Raw genomic sequence first — 19,323 nt, 5'->3', positions numbered from 1 at the left:
AGTGTTAGGGCGAATGGGGTTCGGACGAAGCCGATCCACCGGTTTCACCGGCCTCGGACCCCACGGGATCCCGACCGGTCGCCGACCGGTCCGCGGGCTCCCAGAAGAAAGACTGTAGAACCGGACGACCGGCCGCCCGGCCCCACCCGGCGGGGTGCATGGATGACCCCCGCAGCGGAGGGATCGGCGTGGTCGGCGGATGCGAGCGGAAAGGCCCCTCGTCGTGGCAGCACCGCAGAATTACCTCGCGGTCATCAAAGTCGTCGGAATTGGCGGCGGCGGCGTCAATGCCGTCAACCGGATGATCGAAGAGGGACTCAAGGGCGTCGAGTTCATCGCCATCAACACCGACGCTCAGGCGCTGCTCATGAGCGATGCCGACGTCAAACTCGACGTCGGCCGCGAACTCACCCGCGGGCTGGGCGCGGGCGCCAACCCCGATGTGGGGCGCAAGGCGGCCGAGGACCACCGAGAGGAGATCGAGGAGGTCCTCAAGGGGGCCGACATGGTCTTCGTGACCGCCGGTGAAGGCGGTGGTACCGGCACCGGCGGTGCGCCCGTCGTCGCCGACATCGCCCGCTCGCTGGGGGCCCTCACCATAGGCGTCGTCACCCGCCCCTTCGGGTTCGAGGGCAAGCGCCGCGCCACCCAGGCCGAGTCCGGGATAGCGATGCTGCGCGAAGAGGTCGACACCCTCATCGTGATCCCCAACGACCGGCTGCTGTCCATCTCCGACCGGCAGGTCAGTGTGCTGGACGCGTTCAAGGCCGCGGACCAGGTGCTCCTCTCCGGTGTCCAGGGCATCACCGACCTCATCACCACGCCCGGCCTGATCAACCTCGACTTCGCCGACGTGAAGTCGGTGATGTCCGGCGCGGGATCGGCCCTCATGGGTATCGGCTCGGCCCGGGGCGACGACCGCGCCGTGGCCGCCGCCGAGATGGCGATATCCTCCCCGCTGCTGGAGGCCAGCATCGACGGTGCGCACGGCGTGCTGCTCTCCATCCAGGGCGGATCCGATCTCGGCCTCTTCGAGATCAACGAGGCCGCGCAGCTCGTCGCCAACTCCGCGGCGCCCGAGGCCAACATCATCTTCGGTGCGGTCATCGACGACGCGCTGGGTGACGAGGTCCGCGTCACCGTCATAGCGGCCGGATTCGACGAACCGCGCAGCGAGGCCCTCAGCCCGCCGCGGGCCAGCGCCACGGCGGCCACTCCGCGCTCCGATCCGCCCGCCGACCCCGCACCGCCGAGAGCCCAGGTGCCGCCGGCGGCGGCCGAGCCGCGTCCGGAGCCCGAACCGGAGCCCGAGCCCGTCCGCGAGGAGCGGCCCCGCCGCGAGGCCGCCGCCCCCGTCGCGACCCCGGAACCGGAGCCCGAACCGGAGCCCGAGCCCGAGCCGGAACCCGTCCGCGCCGAGGAGCCGCCCGCTCCCGCGCCCGCGGCCGAGTCCGCCGAGCCGGAGGACGACGACGTCGACCGGAACGAGCAGCAGCAGCGGGCCCGCAACATCCGCGCGGTCAACGACAGCGGCTACGTCCGGGGGACCGGTACCGAGGGGTCGTACTCGCGGGGCCAGGAGATTCCCACGCCGCGGCGCCGGGTCATCTTCGATGACCCGGACGACCTGGATGTCCCGGACTTCCTCAAATAACGGCCCGCGACCACCGCGGAAATCGGCGGTCACGACAGGTAACGATACGTACGGGTACCGGCGGCGAGGCATCTCGCCGCCGGTACCCTTTTGCACGTTCTCCCTCCTTCTCTTGTCTGTGAGGAACAGTCCGAAGATGAGCGCCAAGATCGAGATGGGACCGGGCGTAGCGGCCGGTTTCACCCAGAGATACGACGGAGGGGTCAGCACCGCGCCGTTCGACACGCTCAACCTCGGCATGGGGGTCTCCGACGACCGCGAGTCCGTCGCCGAGAACCGCCGCATCGCCGCCGCTCGGCTCGGCTTCGACCCCGACCGCGTGGTCTGGATGAACCAGGTGCACAGCGCCGAGGTCGCTGTGGCGGACGCCCCCGGCGACGTCGGTAAGGTCGACGGCGTCGTGACGACGCGGCCCGGCCTGGTGCTGGCGACCCTCGCTGCCGACTGCCTGCCCATCCTCGCCGCCGATGGCGAAGCCGGGGTCATCGGTGCCGCCCATTCCGGCCGGATGGGCACCGCCGCCGGCGTGGCCCCGGCGATGGTGGCTGAAATGGTCGCTCAGGGGGCGAACCCCGCCCGCATCACCGTCGCGTTGGGCCCGTCCATCTGCGGACAGTGCTACGAGGTACCGCCGGAGATGCAGGAGGAGGTGGCGCGGCGCTCTCCGGAGGGAGCCAGCCGCACCCGTCAGGGGACCAGCGGGGTGGACCTGCGCGCAGCGGTCGCCGCGCAGCTGCGGGCGGCCGGGATCGGCCACATCACGGTGGACGACCGTTGCACCCTGGAGAGCCCCGAGCTTTTCTCGCACCGGCGCGACGCTCCGACCGGCCGGTTCGGCGGGTTCATCTGGAGGGAGGCGAGATGAGCGGACAGCCGGACACCACGGACGGCGACCGGACCGACCAGATCCGGTCACGCCTCCTGGCCCTGCGCGATCGGGTGGCGACCGCCTGCGAGAAAGCCGGTCGAGACCCCGAAGATGTGACCATCATCGCTGTGACCAAGACCTACCCGGCCTCCGACGTGCGGATCCTGGCTGGGCTCGGCGTCACCGACGTCGGGGAGAACCGCGACCAGGAGGCCGCGCCGAAGGCCGCCGACTGCGATGATCTGGATCTCACCTGGCACTTCATCGGCCAGCTGCAGACCAACAAGGCGCGTTCGGTGGCGCGCTACGCCGATGTCGTCCACTCGGTGGACCGCGAACGGCTCGCCCGAGCGCTCGGCACGCGCGCCCGCGCCGAGGGCCGGCAGCTGAGCTGCCTGGTCCAGATCAACCTGGACCCGGATTCGAGCGTGGGCGTGCTGGGGCCGCGCGGCGGGGTCGACCCGCGCGACGCCCTGTCGGTCGCCGCGGCCATCGACGCCGAGGACGGACTGGCGGTGGGCGGAGTCATGGCCGTCGCGCCCCGCGAGGGCGACCCCGGCTCGGCGTTCGCGCGCCTCTACCAGGTCGCCTCCGACATCCGGGATCGTTACCCTCAGGCCAGGGTGATCTCCGCCGGAATGAGCGGCGATCTGGAGACAGCCATCGAACACGGTGCGACACACCTGCGGGTGGGCACGGCGTTGCTCGGTGATCGTGGCCCGATCGTGGGGTAATGTCCCCACATGGACCTTGGCGCCCATCTGTCGAGTTCGCCCACCAGGGCGGACCTGGGCTAATAGGCAAAAGTCATCTGCGGTGCCGCACCACAGGGACGACGGAGGACAAGAGATGGCCGGCGCGATGCGCAAGATGGCGGTCTACCTCGGCCTCGTGGAGGACGACCGCTACGATCACCGCTATCCGGATGAATATGATGACTTCGATGATTTCGACGATGGAGTCGAGGACCGTCGCGACCGCGAGCTGGACGCCCACGACGGCGACCCTCGCGCCGACTCCGTGATGGACGCGGACGATTACGCCGCGTCGCCGGGAGAACGTCGCACCGCGACCCATGTGGTGCCGTCAACTGCGGACTTGGCGCGAATCACCACACTCCATCCGCGGACGTACAACGAAGCGCGTACTATCGGAGAGCATTTCCGAGAAGGCATACCGGTGATCATGAACCTCACCGAGATGGTCGACAGTGACGCGAAGCGGCTGGTTGACTTCGCGGCGGGGCTGATCTTCGGGCTGCATGGCAGTATCGAGCGGGTGACCAACAAGGTGTTCCTGTTGTCCCCGGCTAATGTTGAGGTGACCGCTGAAGACAAGGCACGGATCGCTGAGCGAGGGTTCTTCAATCAGAGCTAGAGCACCGCAGACGTCCAGAGAGTGGGTCGGAGTCCGACCGTGAGCATCGTCCAGACCGTCCTCGTCATCATCCTGAACCTGTTCATGCTGGTGTTGATTGGTCGGCTCGTCTTCGAACTCGTCCAGTCGTTCGCCAGGTCCTGGCGGCCCAGCGGGTTCGTGTTGGTACTGGCGGAGACGACGTATACGATCACCGATCCACCGCTGAGGTTCCTGCGCCGGTTCATCAGACCCGTGCGTCTGGGGAGCGTGGCGCTGGACCTGAGCTTTACTGTCCTCTTCCTCTTCGTGGTGATCCTCATCCAGGTCGTGGCTTCGATCCAGTTCATCTAGGAAGGTCATGGATGCCGGATGGGTAATCTCCGGTTCCGCTATGTGGTCTTGGTCATGAACTGGATTGCCGTAAGGTCACGATCAGGTAGCGTCCCTACGGATAGAGTCCAAGCGCGCCAAGGAGACGAGCATGCCGCTGACACCCGCGGATGTACGCAATAAGCAATTCAGTACGACCCGGCTACGACCGGGGTACGACGAGGAAGAGGTCGACGCCTTCCTCGACGAGGTCGAGTCCGAGCTCGACCGGTTGATCCAGGAGAACGAAGAACTCCGGGGAAAGCTCGCGGAGTGCCTGCGGGGCAAGGTGCCCAACGCGGGGATGCAGGACTTCCAGCAGGCGCCGCAGGAGCAGCTCCCCCCCGAGCCGCAGCAGCCGGAGCCCGCCCCGGCCCCCGCGCCCGCTCAGGCACCCCAGGTCGAGCAGGCCATGCCGGCCATGGCCGCCAGCATGGGCCTTCCGGGCGCCGAGGAGAACATGGACACCGCCGCGCGGGTCCTCGCTCTCGCTCAGCAGACCGCCGACCAGGCCATCTCCGACGCCCGCCGCGAAGCCGACGAGACCCTTGGCCGCGCGCGCCACGAGGCCGACGACATCCTCGGTAAGGCCCGCCGCCAGGCCGAGCAGATCGTCAACGAGGCCCGTGCCCGCTCCGAGAACCTCGACCGCGACGCCCAGGAGCGCCACCGCCAGGTCATGGGCTCCCTCGTGCAGCAGCGTGAAGAGCTGGAGCACAAGGTCAGCGAGCTCAAGGACTTCGAGCGCGAGTACCGCAGCCGCCTGAAGGACTACTTCGAACGCCAGCTGCGCGAGCTCGCCGAGGGCGCCAACGAGCCCAACCCCAATAGCACCGGCGGCTTCCAGACGATGGCCCCCACCGGTGGTAGCCCGGCCATGCCGGCCGCCCCCGGCAGCGGCGCCCCCGCGGGTAACCCCTTCGCGCAGCCCGAACCGGCTCAGCACGGAGGTTTCCACCCGGGTGAGGCCCCGCACGAGCGTCGCTGACGCGCGGGACCTGGATCCCACCACACAACACAACGCCGATTCGTGAGTAAAGGCGCTCTCTTCCCGTGTTCATCCTTAGCCTCGTCATCCTTGTGGCGGCTCTGGTCGTCATCGCGGTGGCCGTGGCACTCGCAGAGACGACACTGGTCTACATCGCACTCGGGATGGGCGGCCTCAGCGCTGTTCTCCTGGTGATCGAGACGATCCGCCTCCGCAGGTACCTTGGCCTACCCGGATGGAACGAACTCAGGGAGCGAGTGACCCGTGCTGCACAGGCTGCGCGGACGGACGGTTTGGGGAAGGCGTCCGTCCCTGCTGCGACTGACCCCTCGGTCGCGGCGGCACCGGCCACAGCCTCACCGGCGATGACCACACCAGCGGATCCCGCACCGGCTTCGGAGCCGGTGCGGGCCCCCGAGCCCGAGGGCACGCGTCTGTGGCCGGAAGCCGCGGACGCGAGCCCTCCCTCGACCGTGTCTCCGGAGCCCGCTGCGGCGGAGCCGGAGCCCGCGGCCACAATTGGGCACGAGACGGACGCCCCGGCCCCGGCCGAGCCCTTCCGCTATGTGATGCCCGCCGACGCCACCACCCGGCGCCCCGAGGCAGCCGAGCCTGCCGACACCGAGACCCCCGAACCCGATCGGGCCGCGGAGTCCCCCGCCGTGCGCGAGGACGCGACTGAGGACGAGCACGCGGAGACCACGGCCACCGACAGCACCGACGAGAGCGCCGAGAACGACGCGCCCGCGGCCGTGGCCGAGGTGGAGACAGAGACGTCGGCCGATGAGCCGGACCCCGCGACCGACACCGCGACCGGATCGGAAGCCGAACACGCCGAGCAGGAGGCGTCGGACCAGCCCGACACCCATGAGGCCGAGGACGGCGAGGGCACCTCCTTCGGCGCCTTCGTCCAGCGCCTGCAGCAGGGCGACCCGGAAGAGCGTGAGCCTGCTGAGCCGGAACCCGGGGAGCCCGAGCCCGCGCAGTCCGCGTCGGCGGCCCCCGAGGAACCCGACGCCGAAGCGGTAGCGCCGGACGCCGCCGACGACGCCGAGAAGGCCACCGCCCCGGACAGCGACACCGGCGACGAACCCGAGGCCGCCGACGACGCCGCGGACCCGGATTCCGAGCAGCGACCGCCGGAAGTCGAGAGCACGCCCGCGCCGGAGCAGTCCGACGACACCGTCGATGACACCGCGACCCCACCCTCCGAGCCCGCGGCGGAGACCGTCGCGGCGGACCCGGCCGCCGAAACCGATGAGTCCGGGGACGACGAGGCGGCAGCACCGGATGCGGCCGTCATGACGGGCACCGCAGCCGACGCCGCTTCCGCCACGGACGCGGAGCACGCCGACGAGCCCCCGGAGCCCGCTGCCCCCGAGTCGTTTGCGGAGACGTCCGACGAGCCTGACCGCGCAGAGGCGGAGACCACCCCGGACGCCACCGCCGTGCTGAAGCGTCCGACCAGCGACGACGGCAGCTAGCCCGAAAGGGTCTGCTGGGCGGCCTTTCTGGCGATGATCATGGGAACGGTCCCGGTTCTGTCCGGATTGCCCGAAGAATTGCCATGATCATCGGCCGAGGAGGCTCGGGGCTCCCGTATGTCGGAAGTACCCTCACGTCTAGCGGATACGCGGCATTCCGGCCCGCCCGCTACTGGCGTTTCACCACCGCCCGGCCCCACCCCCGTCCCGCCTGCGAGCCGACAGGGGCGCTCCACCCCCGCCTCCTCGTCGCTGCCGCCTTTGCCGTCCCACCAAGGGGCTGACCGGCGGTGCGGGCCGCCGACGCTAGCCCGTCCCGCGAAAGGCCGGAAGCGCTCACGCGCCCCCGGCCTTCTTCACTCGCCGCCCTCGGCTACTCCGCCTTGCGGAGCCAGAAGGTCACGCCCAGGTCCTCTGAGGGCACCTCGTGGGCCGCGCCCTCGGGCTTGCCCTCGGTCAGGGTCCGGGCCAGGACCTCAGTGGAGATGGTCTCGCCGTGCTCGGCCACGGCCTGTGCCGCGCTCTCGTCGGTGGCCGACCAGAACAGTTCGATGCGGTCGGAGATGTCCAAACCGCTGGACTTGCGCCCGTCCTGGATGAGCCGGACGAACTCGCGCGCCAGTCCCGCGCGCTGCAGCTCCGGGGTGAGCTCCAGGTCCAGGGCCACGGTTTCGCCGTTCTCCGTGGCCACCGCCCAGCCCTCACGGGGCTGCTCGGTGATCAGCACCTCGTCGGCGTTGACCTCCACCTGCTCGCCTTCGACCTCGATATGGGCCCATCCGGTCGAGCGCACCGCCTCGACCAGGCTCCGGGCGTCGGCCGACTGGATCGCCTTCGCGACCAGCGGCGTGCGCTTGGCGAACCGCTTGCCCAGCGCCCGGAAGTTCGGCTTGACCGTGTAGTCCACCAGGTCGCCGCCGACCGCCGACAGCGGGTCGAGCCGCACCACGTTCAGCTCCTCGGCGATCTGCGCACGCAGCTGCTCCGGCAGGGAGTCGAAGCCCCGCGCGCCGACGAGGACCCGCGACAGCGGCTGGCGCGTGCGCACCGAGGAGTCGACGCGCGCGGCACGGCCCAGCTCCACCAGGCGGCGGGTGAGCGCCATATGCGCCGACAGTTCGGTGTCGATGCGTTCGTGGCGCACCTCGGGCCAGCGGGTCAGGTGCACCGACTCCGGGGCCCCCGGTCGCCGCAGTGCCGCCCACACGTGATCGGTGATGAACGGCACCATCGGGGCCATCAGCTGCGTCAGTGTCTCCAGCGCCTCGTAGAGCGTGGCGAAGGCCGACGCGCCCTCCGGGGTGGTCGCGCCCGCCCAGAAGCGGCGGCGGGAACGGCGCACGTACCAGTTGGACAGGTCGTCGACGAACGCCGTAAGCCGCCGCCCGGCACCGGTGGTGTCGAAGTTGTCCAGCGCCTCCTCGACGTCGGCGACCAGCCGGTTGAGCTCGGAGAGCAGCCACCGGTCCAGCAGCGGGCGGTCGGCCGGGTCCGGAGCGTCGGCCAGCCGATCGGGGCCCCAGGTCTCCCCGGCATTCGCGTACAGGGTGAAGAAGGAGACGGTGTTGTAGTAGGTCAGCAGGACCTTCCGGACGATCTCCTCCAGCGCCGCGTGGCCGACCCGGCGCGCCGCCCACGGCGAGCCGCTGGCCAGCATGAACCAGCGCAGCGCGTCGGCGCCGTGCTGGTCCATCACCGGGATGGGCTCCAGGACGTTGCCCAGGTGCTTGCTCATCTTCCGGCCGTCCTCGGCGAGGATGTGGCCCAGGCAGACCACGTTCTCGTACGAGGAGCGCCCGAAGACGAGGGTGCTCACGGCCATGAGCGAGTAGAACCAGCCGCGCGTCTGGTCGATGGCCTCGGCGATGTACTGGGCCGGGAAGTTGGTCTCGAAGGTCTCCTGGTTCTGGTGCGGGGCACCCCACTGCGCGAACGGCATGGACCCGGAGTCGAACCACGCGTCGATGACCTCGGGGACGCGGCACGCCCGCTCGCCGCACTCGCGGCAGTGCACCACCACGTCGTCTACGTAGGGGCGGTGCGGGTCGAGCGCGCTGAGGTCCTGCCCGGCCAGCTCGCCGAGTTCGGCCAGCGAGCCGACCACGGTGAAGTGCCCGGAGTCGCACTCCCATACCGGCAGCGGCGTACCCCAGTACCGGCTGCGCGAGAGCGCCCAGTCGATGTTGCCGCGCAGCCACTCGCCGAACCGGCCCTCCTTGACGTTCTCCGGGAACCAGGTGGTCCGGGCGTTCTGTTCGAGCAGCTCGTCCTTGACCGCGGTCGTCTTGATGTACCAGGAGGGCAGCGCGTAGTAGAGGAGGGGGGTGTGGCAGCGCCAGCAGTGCGGGTAGCTGTGCTCGTAGGGCTCGTTGCGGAAGAGCAGTCCGCGGTCGGTGAGGTCGGCGACCAGGGCGGGGTCGGCCGTCTTGAAGAACTGCCCGCCGACCAGGTCCAGGTCGGCCTCGAAGGTGCCGTCGCCGCGCACGGGGTTGACCACCGGCAGTCCGTAGGCGCGGCAGACCGCCATGTCGTCGGCGCCGAAGGCGGGGGCCTGGTGGACCAGGCCGGTACCGTCCTCGACGGTGACGTAGTCGCCCAGAACGATGTGGTGCGCGGGCTCGGTGAAGTCGACCAGCTCGAAGGGGCGCTGGTAGGTCCAGCGCTCCATCTCGGTGCCCTCGAAGCGCTCGCCGGTGAGCTTCCAACCCTCGCCCAGGACCTTCTCGACCAGCGGCTCGGCCAGCAGCAGGCGCTCGTTTCCGTCGGTGGCCACGACGTAGGACACGTCGGGGTGCACCGCCACGGCCGTGTTGGAGACGAGGGTCCAGGGGGTCGTCGTCCACACCAGCATGGCGGTGGGGTGGTCGGGGCTGGCCAGCGGCCCGGAGGTCACCGGGAAGCGCACGTAGACCGAGGGGTCGGTGATGGTCTCGTACCCCTGGGCCAGCTCGTGGTCGGAGAGCGTCGTGCCGCAGCGCGGGCAGTAGGGGCTGATCCGGTAGTCGCGGACCAGCAGCCCCTTGTCCCAGATGGTCTTCAGCGCCCACCACACCGACTGCACGTACTCGGCGTCCATGGTGCGGTAGGCCTGGTCCAGGTCGACCCAGTAGCCCATCCGCTCCGTCATGGCGCGGAATTCCTTGACGTTGCTCAGCACGTGCTCGCGGCAGTGCGCGTTGAACTCGGCGACACCGAACGCCTCGATGTCGTTCTTGCCGCTGAGCCCGAGCTCCTTTTCAACGGCGACCTCGACCGGCAGCCCGTGGCAGTCCCACCCGGCCTTGCGGTCGACGTGGAAGCCTTTCATCGTCTTGAAGCGCGGGAAGACGTCCTTGAACGCGCGGGCCTCGACGTGGTGCACGCCGGGCTGTCCGTTGCCGGTCGGCGGACCCTCGTAGAAGACCCAGCTCGGGCCGCCGCGCGTCTGCTCCAGGGAACGCTCGAAGACCTTCCGCTCCGACCAGCGCCGCAGCACCTCGTGCTCGACCTTGGGCAGGTCGACCTGGGCCGGGAGCGCCGGGAACGGCCGGGCGGCGGCGGTTTGCTCGTGAGACACCTCGTGCCCTTTCCATCAGGACTGTTCACCTGATGGAGGGACGAGGCTCGGCAGCCCCGCGGTACCACCCTCCTTGGGCGCCGCCTCCGAGAATAGGGCGCCCCACTTCATTCCTGCCACGGCCGGTTCTACTGGGCCGGGCGCGCGTCGCAGCGCGGCTCCGGCCGTTCTTCCGGCGGCTCCGGGGTGATCTTCCCGACGGTCATACCCCCGGGCTCCCACCATCCCCGGGTCGCTTGGGGCTGTGTCCGGCGGTACTCGTCCCCATCCACGCCTTTGCTGTGAATCGAGGATAGCCGAACCCGCACGCCGCCTGCCGCCGTTCTCCGCTCCAGTGCCACTCGCGCGCCTGTGCGCGCGGCGGCGGTAGAGGCGCCGGGTGCGGGGCCGCGGTGCGGGTGCGGGCATACTGGCCTGCTGGGACGGCCACGCGCAGCCGGTCCGGCCGAGACGAGCGACACGCGAAGGGCGGATGCGATATGGGTGAGGCGGAGCGCACGGGCACGGTACTGGTGACGCTGCCCGACCGCGAGGACGCCGAGGAGCTGGCCGAGCAGTTGAGCGGGCAGGGCTATGAGCCGTGCGCGGTGCACCGCGACATGCTGGCGGGCGAGGACGACGCCGAGGACGTCGACTGGGTGATCGAGGTCCACACCGGCCCGCACGGTGGGCCGGCGACGTTCGACGAGCCGCATCTGGCGCGCCTCGCGGACGACTACGGCGGGTTCGCCGTCGCCGAGTGAGCGCCGCGCGGGCCGGTGTGCAATCGGCCGGTGACGCGGGTCCCGGAGCCCCGGCGAATCGGAACCCCCGAACGTGGGAACACATGAGGGAAAGAACCGCCGTGTGCGTGTTGCGTCGTGTCGGTTGAATCGCCCGACGGTGGGCGTTTAAGCTACCCGGCATTGCGCGGACGGACGCGGGGCGACCGTGATGTTCTCGCAGGTCGACAGGGGATTTCGGGGACCGTCGTAGGCGTGGGGGCGGTCCTGGGCAAACAGGAGCCGAATGGTGTCGAAGACCACGGTGACGACGGCCGGGGCCGCGCAGGGGCTCCGTAAGGGAGAGCGTGAGGGGAACATGGGCGTGACCGAGGCCTCCGGGCTTCCCGTCCGCGAGGGGGAGAGCCCATGGACCGAGGCGGAGCTCGCCGCTGTGCGCCAGGAGCTGGAAGAGGAGATGGCGCAGCTGCGGGAGGAGATCGCGGAAACCGAGTCCAAGCTGGCGGAGCGGCTCGCCGACTCCGTCGACGGTGCCGGTGACGACCCGACGGACACCGGCGCCAAGGCCTACCAGCGCGAGCACGACCTGGCGCTGGCCTACAATACTCGTGACCTGCTCGCGCAGAACGAGCGGGCGGTCAAGCGGATGGACGCGGGGACCTACGGGGTCTGCGAGTCGTGCGGCAAGGCCATTGGCAAGGCCCGGCTGCAGGCGTTTCCGCGGGCCACATTGTGCGTGCAGTGCAAACAGCGCGAGGAGCGTCGCTGAGTGACATCAATCCCTCCGGGGACAAACATCGGACGGTGAACGGACCCGCCGCGAACAAGCCGCGGCGGTTCGTTCTGTTGCTGACCCTGGCGCTCGTCGCGTTCGTGGCCGACTTCGCCACCAAGGAGATCGTGCTCGCGCAGCTCCTGCCCGGCGAGACCGTGTCGGTCGTCGGGGAGCTGCTGCGGCTGACCCTGGTCTTCAACTCGGGTGCCGCGTTCTCCATTGGGACCGGCGTGACCTGGCTCTTCACCCTGATCGCCAGCGTTGTGGCCATCTACATCGTGCGGGTGGGGCGCAGGCTGCGCAGCACCGGGTGGGCCATCGCGCTCGGCCTGATCCTGGGCGGCGCGACGGGTAACCTCTACGATCGCTTCTTCCGCCCGCCCGGTCCGCTCTACGGCGAGGTCGTCGACTGGATCCAGCTCCCGAACTGGCCGGTGTTCAACCTCGCGGACTCCTGCATCGTCGTCGGCGGTGTCCTCGCGGTCGTCCTGGCCTTCCGGGGCATCAACATCGACGGAACGCGGGAGTCGGACGCCGAGACCGATACTGAGGACAACGGGACCGTCGAAGGCAGCGGCAAGGGCGGGTCCCCCGACATCCCCGCCGCGCCGGAGGGGCCCACAGCGAGTGAGGCCAGGAAGGCGGACGAGGACGCCAGCGAGCAGGACCGCGCACGCGACAACGGCGCGGACAAGGGAGACCGGACGTGAGTGACCAGCGCAGTATGCCCGTACCGGACGGGCTGGAGGGCGACCGCCTCGACGCGGCCATCGCCCGCATGTTCGGCCTGTCCCGCACGCGTGCCGCCGAGCTGATCGTCGAGGGCAACGTGCTCGTGGACGGGGGAGCGGCGGCCAAGTCCGACCGCGTCCAGGCCGGAACCTGGCTGGATGTCACCCTCCCGCCCCCGCCCACCGCGCCCGTCCCGCGCCCCGAGCCGGTGCCGGGGCTCGGCATCATCTACGAGGACAGCGACATCATCGTCGTTGACAAGCCGATCGGCGTCGTGGCCCACCCCACCGTGGGCTGGACCGGGCCGACGGTGCTCGAAGGACTCCTCGCGTCCGGTGTCCAGCTGACCACGAGCGGCGCCGCCGAGCGGCAGGGCATTGTGCACCGGCTCGACGCCAACACCACCGGCCTGATGGTGCTGGCCAAGAGCGAGGCCGCCTACAGCGTGCTCAAGCGCGCCTTCAAGGAGCGGACCGTCGACAAGCGCTACCACACGCTGGTCCAGGGCCACCCGGACCCGCTGCGCGGCACCATCGACGCGCCCATCGACCGCCACCCCTCCGGCGACGGCCGGTTCGCGGTGGTGGCGGGCGGCCGTCCGTCCGTCACCCACTACGACACCCTTGAGGCGTTCCGCGCGGCCAGCCTCCTGGAGATCAAGCTCGAAACCGGCCGTACGCACCAGATCCGCGTGCACATGGCGGCCATGCGCCACCCCTGCGTCGGCGACTACCTCTATGGCGCCGATCCCACCCTCGCCGACCGGCTCAACGTGCGCCGACAGTGGCTGCACGCGGTACGGCTGGGCTTCGAGCACCCGACGCGGGGCGGCCTCATGGAGTTCGAGAGCCCCTACCCGGACGACCTCGCGAAGGCCGTCGAGCAGCTCCGCGAGGACTAGCGGGACCTGCCCCCGTTCAGGAGGGCGGAGTCGGCGTGCCGTCCGGTCGTGGACGGCGCGGCCGCAGTGCCCCCCGCGACAGCGCGGCGCCGAGAATGACGATCGCCGCACCGACGGGTTCGTTCCAGGCCAGCGACTCACCGAGGATCACCACACCGGCGCCGACGGCGACGATGGGCGCGACGTAGGTGACGGTGCTGGCAACCGTCGCGCCGGCCTCGCCGATGATCGCGTACTGCAGGACGTAGGCCAGGCCGGTGCCGAGCACGCCGAGCGCAGTCACCGCCAGGATCACCCGCAGCGGCAGTTCCCGGGGCATGGCGGTGGCCAGAGGGGTGATGATCAGCAGTTGCGCTGTTCCGGCGAGCAGCTGCGCCGTCGCGAGCTCCGCGTTGCCGTACCCGGTGCCGGTGAGGAACCGGCGCAGGTAGGGCGTGCCGATGCCGTAGCAGGCGGCGGCGCCCACGGCGAGGAACGCGCCGGTGCTCCCGGCCCCGGCGAACCCCGTCCACGCGCCGAACACCACCAGCACACCGGTGAACCCGGTCGCCAGTCCGACCACCCGCGCGCGGGTCGGGCGCTCGTCGGAGAGCAGGAGCAGGGAGAACCCCAGGGCGAACAACGGGGTGGCGGCGTTGCAGATCCCAGCGAGCGCCGAGGGGATCAGTTGCTCCGCGTAGCCGAAGAGCGTGAACGGTACAACGTTGAGCAGGAAGGCCGCTACCGACAGGTGGAGCCAGATCCGCGGCGATCGGGGAATCCGTCCCCGGCGCAGCAGCACGACGGCGGCGAGCGGCAGCGCGCCGGTCGCCATCCGGCCGAGCGTGATCTGCAGCGGTTCCAGCGCCTCCGTGCCGATTTTGATGAACATGAAGCTCATCCCCCACACGAGGGCGAGCAGCACAAACTTCGGCTTCCAGGAGGAGAGCGGAGTGAGGGGGGAGGTGGACCCGGAGTGCGGAACGGCACCGGAAGGAGCCGCCTCGGGAACGGCGGTGGTCGTCATGTGACGTTTGTACCGTTACCGCTTTCCTTAGGTCTACTTCAATCTACTTAATTTCATCCTTAGCATTCCTTACATGTTGAGCGTCGATCGTATGCGTGTTCTGCACGCCATCGCGGTGAACGGGTCACTCACCGCGGCGGCCGAGGCCCTGAGGGTCACCAACTCGGCCGTCTCCCAGCAGCTGAGCAAACTGGAGCGGGAGGTCGGCCAGCCCCTCGTGCAGCGCGACGGCCGCGGAGTGCGGCTCACCGAGGCCGCCATGCTGCTGGTCGACCGCACCGGGCAGATCCTGTCGCTGGTCCGTCAAGCCGAGGCTGACCTGGAGGCGCACCGCGACACGGTGCTCGGCCACCTGCGGCTGTCGTCGATCGCGACGGCGGCGCGCGGCCTGGTACCTGCGGCGCTCGTCGCTCTGCGTGAGGCCCACCCGGGGCTGCGCGTGAATCTCGACGAACTGGAGCCCCACGAGAGCGTGCCCGCGGTGGCGCGTGGGGACATCGACCTGTCCATCGTGGTGGATTGGGACGGTGCTCCGGTGCCGCTGCCCGAGGGCGTGCGGCGGGCACCGCTGATGGAGGACATCGCCGACATCGCGCTGCCCGTCGACCATCCATTGGCCCACCGTGACCTGGTGGACCTCGACGAAGTGCTCGGCGAGCCCTGGATCAGCTGGACCAGGGGATCCATCTGCGACGACTGGCTGCACCAGACCCTGCGTGCCCGCGGTGTGGAACCCGACATCGCACACAGTGTCGAGGAGCACCAGACCAAGTTCGCCATGATCGCCGTCGGCCTCGGCGCGGCCGTCATGCCCCGTCTTGGGCGCGGCCCCATTCCCGAGGGCGTGCGCGTGGTCCCGGTGCAACCGGCCCTGGTCCGCCAGGTCTGCGTCGTCTGGCGGGCCGACGCCTCCCGCCGGCCCGCCATCCGTGCCACGATCCGCTCCCTGCGCGAGGCGGCCGCTGCGTACCGGGACTGACCCGGCCGGGCCCCAGTAGGGATCGGCACGGGGCCGGTCCCGGTCGGCTACCGGCCGCCACTGTCGGCGAGGAGCCCGGACATGGTCGCCCCCGGGCTGATGATGTCCGGGTCGGTGCGGGCGTCGATCAGGGTGGGGGCGTCGGCGTCCAACGCCGCGGTCAGGGCCTTGTCCAGCTCGTCGGGGGAGGAGACGGTGGCGGCACGCGCCCCCAGGCCGCGGGCGTAGCCGGCCAGGTCCAGCGGTCCGCTGATGCCGATGCCCGCCGTTCTGCCCAGGTCGCGGGCCTGGTGCATGGCGATCGTTCCGTACATCCCGTTCTGGAACACCACGACGATGATCGGCAGCCCCAGGCGGGCGGCCGTCTCCAGCTCCTGTCCCGTCATCAGCGCGCCGCCGTCGCCGGCCACGGCCACGACGGTCCGGTGCGGTTCGACGAGCTTGGCGGCGACGGCCGCCGGAACCGCGTAGCCCATGGCGCCGCTCGTCGGAGCGAGCTGCGTGCGCGGATGCCGGTAGCACCACCCCCGCTGCAGGAACGCGGCGAAGTTCCCGGCGTCATTGCAGATGACGCTGTCCTCCGGGAGGACCCGGCGCATGCCCTCCACGACCGCCCAGGGGTGCAGTCGGTCGCCGGGGTGGTCGGCGACGCCCGCGGGCGGGGTCGCCGTCGCCAACCACGTCGAGTGGGCCGGGGCGAAGTCCCGGTAGGGTGCCGTCACCGGTGCGTCGGCCAGCGACTCCAGTGCGCGCCGCGCTTCGGCGACCACGCCCAGCCATACGCCGGTGACCACGCCGATCTGGTCCGGGTCGATGTCGATCTGGGCGACCGGGGACTCCACACCCCGGGCGGTGGGGGCCGGGAACCGGTAGCCCTGGGTGGTGACCTCGCTGAGCCGGGAACCCACCACCAGCACCGCGTCGGCCTCACGCAGCGGTTCCAGGACCGCGTCGTCGCAGCCCAGCCCGAGGTGGCCCAGGTACAGCGGGTGGTCGTTGGGGAAGACGTCCTGCCGCCGCCACCCGGCGTAGACACCGGCGTGGAAGCGTTCGGCGACCCGGACGAGCGCCTCGCGCGCCCCGCGCGCGCCGCCCCCGGCGATGATCACCGGCCGCTGCGCGCCCGCGAGCCAGGTCGCCAACCGGTCCCGCTCGTCGTCACCGAGGGGCGGTCGTGGCGGGATGCCGCCGGGCAGCCCGGTCGGGGGCTCGACGCGCTGCCCGAACAAATCACCGGGGACGGCGACGGCGACCGGCCCCGGGCGGCCGCTGGTGGCCACACGGATGGCCCGCGCGGTCACCTCCGGCAACCGGTCGGCGCGGGTCACCGTGGTGGTCCACTTGGTGATCGGGGAGTAGAACGCGGTCAGGTCCACCTCCTGGAACGCCTCCCGGCCCAGGTGCTCGGTCTCCACCTGGCCGAGGAAGACGATCATGGGGGTCGAGTCCTGGCGGGCCGTGTGCACCCCCACCGCGAGGTTGGACGCCCCCGGTCCGCGGGTGGCCGCCGCGACGGCGGGCATCCCGGTGAGCTTGGCCTCCGCCTCCGCCATGAAGGAGGCACCGCTCTCGTGCCGGGTGGAGACGAGCCGCATGTTCGCGCGCTGCTCGATGGCGTCGGTCAGCTCCAGGAAGCTTTCGCCCGGAACGGTGTAGCAGTGCCGGATCCCGGCGCCCGCGAGGACATCGACGACCTGTTCGGCCGCGGTTCGGAGAGGGGTCATGCTCACAGCTGGGGTCCTTCCATCATCGCAAGGTCCGCGTAGGGGGTGGAACGATCGCCCCGTGACCGTCGGCCGACGTCGGCGCGCCGCGGCTTTCCTGGGTCCCCCGAGACGATCACCTCCTTCCTGCCCGCGGGGGAGTGGTTCGTCACCTCCCCTCGGTCAGGAGATCCCCAGGGCGCGCAGTCCGGCGGTGGTCGCGGCGGCTGCGACCACGACGACGAGGAAGGGGGCGCGCAGCAGCAGTGCGACGACGGCCGCACCCAGCCCGCTCAATCGGGCGGCGTCCAGGGCGAGCCCCGGGCCGTCGGGGTGGTCCGCGGCCTGGATGGCGATCAGTGCGGCGAGCAGCGCGATCGGGACCGTCACGGCAAACCTGCGGACCACCGGATGGTCCAGGAATCGTCGGGGCGCCGCCAGCCCGGCGAACTTGAGCAGGTAGCACCCCGCGGACGTCGCGAGGATCGCGATCCACACGGTCATGAGCGCACCCCGTCCGGAGCGGGGGCACCCGCCCGGCCCGCGCCGGGTGCGCCGGTGCCCGTGTCGTCGTCGACGCCGGTGCCGCGCGTGGTCGATCCCGCCGGTGGCAGCAACCCGACCAGCGCGGCGACCGAGGCCAGGAGCACGGGCACTCCCGAAGGCAGGAGCGGCGCTGCGGCCAGGGCGATCCCGGCACCCAGGAGGGCCACCAGCCGTTCCCGACGGCCCTCGCGCAGCCGGGGCCACAGCAGCGCCAGGAAGATCGCGGGCCCCACAGCGTCGAGGCCGAACGCGGCGGTGTCGCCGACCCGCTCGGTGGCCAGCGCCCCGATGAGGGTCGTGAGGTTCCACGCCACGAACAGCGTGGCGAAGGTCCAGGCGTAGGCGGTGCGCGCGGTGGCCCGGTCGGGCTGGGCCAGGGTGATGGCGGCCGACTCGTCGACTACCCCCTGGGAGGCCACCGCGCGGCGGACGCCGCGTACGCCGAGCACGTCGGCCATGCGCAGCCCGTAGAGCGTGTTGCGGGCGCCGAGCAGCAGCGCCCCGGCGGTCCCCGCGATGAGGTTGCCGCCACCGGCGATGACCCCGATCAGCGCGAACTGCGAGGCGCCGGAGAAGGTCAGGAGGCTCAGCGCGCCCGCTTGGGCGACCGAGAGCCCGGACGCCACCGCCGCGGTCCCGAAAGCGAGTCCGGAGACGCCGACGGCCACGCCGATCCCCAGCGCGTCGCGCACGGGCGGGGAGGGGGACAGGAAGGATGGTTTCACGTCGCCCGACGCTAACCACCGGGGGAACGCCCCGTCTTGAACGTTTTTGCGCGCGCCGCGTCCGCCGCGGTGGCGGGTTTCCCGGCCCCGGTCGGCCTCAGCCGTCGGGGGCCGCGGTATCGGCGCCCTGGGCCGCCAGGACACCCCGGCGGAACGCGCCGGGGGTCACTCCCAACTGGCGTTTGAAGTGGCGGGTCAGGTGGGGCTGGTCGGCGAAGCCGAGCTCTCCGGCCACCTCCGCTGGGCGCATACCCGTGGCGAGCAGGCGGCGGGCGCGGAGGACGCGGAGGTTGTTGAGGTAGGCGTGCGGAGGGAGTCCGTGGACGGCGCGGAACGCGCGCAGCAGCGCGAAGGGGGAGACGTCCACTGCGGCGGCCAGCTCCTCCAGACTCGGAGGGTCGGCCAGGGTGTTGTTGAGCAGGTCGCGGGCCTCGGCCACGGCGCGGTCGGGGCCCGGAGGGCCGGGATTCGTGGGCCGCGCGCGGGAGTTTCGGGAGAGGAGGCGGTGGAGGACCTGGCGCATGAGCGTGGACGCGCTGAGCCGGTCGCCGTGCTCGGCCGCCCGGTGGGCGGTGCGCAGCAACGCGGCGCCGGCCGGATCGCCCGACTCCGATACGTGGAACCCGGGGACGTCGGGCATCCCCAGGTCGCGGGCGGCCTGGGCCACGACGTCGACCTCGGGATAGAGCATGCGGTACCGCCAGCCCTCGGGGGCGCCCGCGTGCCCGGTGTGGACCTCACCCGGCTCCACCACCACGAGGTCGCCCCGCCCGACGCGGTGCAGGGCGCCCCTGTAGGAGAACTCCTCGATTCCGTCCTCGATGACGCCGATCGCGTACGTGTCGTGGGTGTGCCGGTTGAAGGAGTGCCGGACGTAGTGCGCCTTGAGCAGGTCGACCCCGGGCAGGCCGGGATGGCGCCAGAATCGGGCGCGATCGCCACGGGTGTCGGTCATG

18 protein-coding genes are annotated in these 19,323 nt (G+C 71.0%); 12 read left to right on the top strand and 6 right to left on the bottom strand.

Features of this window, described 5'->3' with window-relative positions:
* The first annotated feature begins 223 nt into the window (after positions 1 to 223).
* From ftsZ to ABD259_RS03970, 7 genes are all read left to right on the top strand, one after another.
* A complete protein-coding gene (ftsZ, locus tag ABD259_RS04000) occupies positions 224 to 1,654 on the top strand; it encodes a cell division protein FtsZ (RefSeq protein ID WP_344104312.1) in 1,431 nt (476 codons plus the stop codon).
* Between the two features lie 136 nt (positions 1,655 to 1,790).
* Positions 1,791 to 2,519, top strand: coding sequence for a peptidoglycan editing factor PgeF (pgeF, locus tag ABD259_RS03995; RefSeq protein WP_344104310.1), 729 nt, complete (start codon positions 1,791 to 1,793; stop codon positions 2,517 to 2,519).
* Entirely contained in the window at positions 2,516 to 3,256 is a 741-nt protein-coding gene (locus ABD259_RS03990; RefSeq protein ID WP_344104308.1) for a YggS family pyridoxal phosphate-dependent enzyme, read from the top strand. The genes pgeF and ABD259_RS03990 overlap by 4 nt, the downstream gene beginning before the upstream one ends.
* Positions 3,257 to 3,371: 115 nt before the next feature.
* Positions 3,372 to 3,899, top strand: coding sequence for a cell division protein SepF (locus tag ABD259_RS03985; protein WP_344160220.1), 528 nt, complete (start codon positions 3,372 to 3,374; stop codon positions 3,897 to 3,899).
* A gap of 39 nt (positions 3,900 to 3,938) precedes the next feature.
* Entirely contained in the window at positions 3,939 to 4,232 is a 294-nt protein-coding gene (locus tag ABD259_RS03980; protein WP_344104304.1) for a YggT family protein, read from the top strand.
* A 130-nt stretch (positions 4,233 to 4,362) separates the two neighbouring features.
* On the top strand, positions 4,363 to 5,238 hold the full coding sequence (locus tag ABD259_RS03975; protein WP_344104302.1) for a DivIVA domain-containing protein: 876 nt from the start codon (positions 4,363 to 4,365) through the stop codon (positions 5,236 to 5,238).
* Between the two features lie 65 nt (positions 5,239 to 5,303).
* Complete coding sequence (locus ABD259_RS03970) at positions 5,304 to 6,722, top strand: hypothetical protein (RefSeq protein ID WP_344104299.1); 1,419 nt, start codon at positions 5,304 to 5,306, stop codon at positions 6,720 to 6,722.
* A 373-nt stretch (positions 6,723 to 7,095) separates the two neighbouring features.
* Here the strand turns inward: ABD259_RS03970 and ileS are convergent, their stop codons facing one another.
* Entirely contained in the window at positions 7,096 to 10,278 is a 3,183-nt protein-coding gene (gene ileS / locus ABD259_RS03965) for an isoleucine--tRNA ligase (protein ID WP_344160217.1), read from the bottom strand.
* Positions 10,279 to 10,757: 479 nt separating this feature from the next.
* Here ileS and ABD259_RS03960 point away from each other — a divergent pair, with 479 nt between their 5' ends.
* From ABD259_RS03960 to ABD259_RS03945, 4 genes are all read left to right on the top strand, one after another.
* Entirely contained in the window at positions 10,758 to 11,021 is a 264-nt protein-coding gene (locus ABD259_RS03960; protein ID WP_344104295.1) for a hypothetical protein, read from the top strand.
* Between the two features lie 337 nt (positions 11,022 to 11,358).
* The gene (locus ABD259_RS03955) at positions 11,359 to 11,769 is read left to right on the top strand and encodes a TraR/DksA family transcriptional regulator (protein ID WP_344104552.1); all 411 of its coding nucleotides are present in this window, start codon (positions 11,359 to 11,361) and stop codon (positions 11,767 to 11,769) included.
* A 35-nt stretch (positions 11,770 to 11,804) separates the two neighbouring features.
* A complete protein-coding gene (gene lspA / locus ABD259_RS03950) occupies positions 11,805 to 12,485 on the top strand; it encodes a signal peptidase II (RefSeq protein WP_344104293.1) in 681 nt (226 codons plus the stop codon).
* Positions 12,482 to 13,408, top strand: a complete 927-nt coding sequence (locus ABD259_RS03945; RefSeq protein WP_344104291.1) for an RluA family pseudouridine synthase — start codon at positions 12,482 to 12,484, stop codon at positions 13,406 to 13,408. Before lspA ends, ABD259_RS03945 begins: the two co-directional genes overlap by 4 nt.
* A 16-nt stretch (positions 13,409 to 13,424) precedes the next feature.
* On the opposite strand, the gene ABD259_RS03940 is transcribed toward ABD259_RS03945, so the two are convergent.
* Positions 13,425 to 14,414, bottom strand: coding sequence for a DMT family transporter (locus ABD259_RS03940; protein ID WP_344104289.1), 990 nt, complete (start codon positions 14,412 to 14,414; stop codon positions 13,425 to 13,427).
* Positions 14,415 to 14,487: 73 nt separating this feature from the next.
* Here ABD259_RS03940 and ABD259_RS03935 point away from each other — a divergent pair, with 73 nt between their 5' ends.
* Positions 14,488 to 15,393, top strand: coding sequence for a LysR family transcriptional regulator (locus ABD259_RS03935; protein ID WP_344104287.1), 906 nt, complete (start codon positions 14,488 to 14,490; stop codon positions 15,391 to 15,393).
* A gap of 47 nt (positions 15,394 to 15,440) precedes the next feature.
* Here the strand turns inward: ABD259_RS03935 and ABD259_RS03930 are convergent, their stop codons facing one another.
* The 4 genes from ABD259_RS03930 to ABD259_RS03915 form a co-directional block, all read right to left on the bottom strand.
* The gene (locus tag ABD259_RS03930; RefSeq protein ID WP_344104550.1) at positions 15,441 to 17,117 is read right to left on the bottom strand and encodes a thiamine pyrophosphate-dependent enzyme; all 1,677 of its coding nucleotides are present in this window, start codon (positions 17,115 to 17,117) and stop codon (positions 15,441 to 15,443) included.
* Between the two features lie 162 nt (positions 17,118 to 17,279).
* On the bottom strand, positions 17,280 to 17,600 hold the full coding sequence (locus tag ABD259_RS03925) for an AzlD domain-containing protein (RefSeq protein WP_344104285.1): 321 nt from the start codon (positions 17,598 to 17,600) through the stop codon (positions 17,280 to 17,282).
* On the bottom strand, positions 17,597 to 18,334 hold the full coding sequence (locus ABD259_RS03920; RefSeq protein ID WP_344104548.1) for an AzlC family ABC transporter permease: 738 nt from the start codon (positions 18,332 to 18,334) through the stop codon (positions 17,597 to 17,599). The genes ABD259_RS03925 and ABD259_RS03920 overlap by 4 nt, the downstream gene beginning before the upstream one ends.
* Positions 18,335 to 18,464: 130 nt before the next feature.
* Entirely contained in the window at positions 18,465 to 19,322 is an 858-nt protein-coding gene (locus ABD259_RS03915) for an AraC family transcriptional regulator (protein ID WP_344104283.1), read from the bottom strand.
* Between the last annotated feature and the right edge of the window lies 1 nt (position 19,323).

The sequence above is a fragment of the Nocardiopsis rhodophaea genome (genome assembly GCF_039530945.1).
Classification (GTDB): domain Bacteria; phylum Actinomycetota; class Actinomycetes; order Streptosporangiales; family Streptosporangiaceae; genus Nocardiopsis_C; species Nocardiopsis_C rhodophaea.
The sequence above is the reverse complement of the archived record's forward strand: the minus strand, read 5'-3'. Positions and strand labels throughout refer to the sequence as shown.